Source organism: Microbacterium sp. CnD16-F, assembly GCF_024124465.1.
Lineage (GTDB): Bacteria > Actinomycetota > Actinomycetes > Actinomycetales > Microbacteriaceae > Microbacterium > Microbacterium gawkjiense.
This window is the reverse complement of record NZ_JAMXSA010000128.1, coordinates 1-1099: the sequence shown is the minus strand read 5'-3', so window position 1 is coordinate 1099 and position 1099 is coordinate 1. Positions and strand designations below refer to the sequence as shown.

2 protein-coding genes are annotated in these 1099 nt (G+C 72.5%); one reads left to right on the top strand and one right to left on the bottom strand.

Going from position 1 to position 1099, the window contains the following annotated elements:
• A partial coding sequence (locus NH287_RS15115; protein WP_290440670.1) for a 5-formyltetrahydrofolate cyclo-ligase occupies nt 1-215 on the top strand: 215 nt, incomplete at its 5' end.
• Here NH287_RS15115 and NH287_RS15110 read toward each other — a convergent pair.
• A partial coding sequence (locus tag NH287_RS15110) for a hemolysin family protein (protein ID WP_253036264.1) occupies nt 212-1099 on the bottom strand: 888 nt, incomplete at its 5' end. The two genes, NH287_RS15115 and NH287_RS15110, sit on opposite strands and share 4 nt — an antisense overlap.

The window sequence follows — 1099 nt, the reverse complement described above, 5'->3', positions numbered from 1 at the left end:
TGGCCGTCGACCACGCCGGCCGTCGGCTGGGCCGGGGTGCCGGCTACTACGACCGCGCCCTGGCCGGCCTCCCCCAGCGGCGTCGGCCGCTGCTGGTGGCCGTCGTGCACGCCGAGGAGCTCCTGGCCGAGGTGCCGCACGAGCCGCACGACCTGCCGGTCGACGTGGTCGTCACCGAGAACGGCGTGTTCCGCGTGCCCGAGGCGCCGGTCTAGCTCCCGAGCCGCTCCGCGTCGCGGATCTCGCCCACGAGCTCCTCCAGCACGTCCTCGAGCATGATCACGCCGAGCACCTGCCCGGACCCGTCGGCCACCCGCGCCATGTGGGAGCCCTTGGCCTGCATGACCCGCAGCGCCTCGTAGAGCCCCGACCCTGCCCCGACGGTCGACAGCGGCCGCAGCCACTTGTCGGCGATGGGCGCGCGGCGCGCGACGTCGTCGGTCTCGAGCACGTCCTTGATGTGCAGGTAGCCGGCGAGGTCGCCGTCGGCGTCGACGACGGGGAAGCGCGAGAAGCCGGTGTCGGCGCACGCCCGCTCGACGTCGGCCGGCGTCGCCTCCGGCGCGACGGTCACGAGTCCGTCGCGCGGCAGCAGCACCTGCTCGACCCGTCCGTCGTGGAACTCCAGGGCACCCTGCACGAGTCCGTACTCGTCGTCGTCGAGCAGACCCTCGCGACGCGACTCGTCGACGAGGCCCGCGACCTCGTCGTGGGAGTAGGTCGAGGCGACCTCCTCCACCGGCTGCACGCCGAGCAGGCGGACCGCGAGGTTGGCGATGCCGTTGAGCACGACGACGAGCGGCCGCAGCACGGCGATGACGAGCAGCATGAACGGACCCAGCACGAGCGCGGCGCGGTCGGGCTGCACGAGCGCGAGGTTCTTGGGCACCATCTCGCCGAACACGACGTGCAGGAAGACGACCACCGACAGCGCGATCACGAACGAGATCGGGTGCACGAGGCTCTCGGGCACGTGGGCGAGCTCGAACGCCGGCTCCATCAGGTGCGCGAGCGCGGGCTCGCTGATGGCACCGAGGCCGAGCGAGCAGATCGTGATGCCGAGCTGGGCAGCCGCCATCGCGAGCGTGACGTTCTCGAC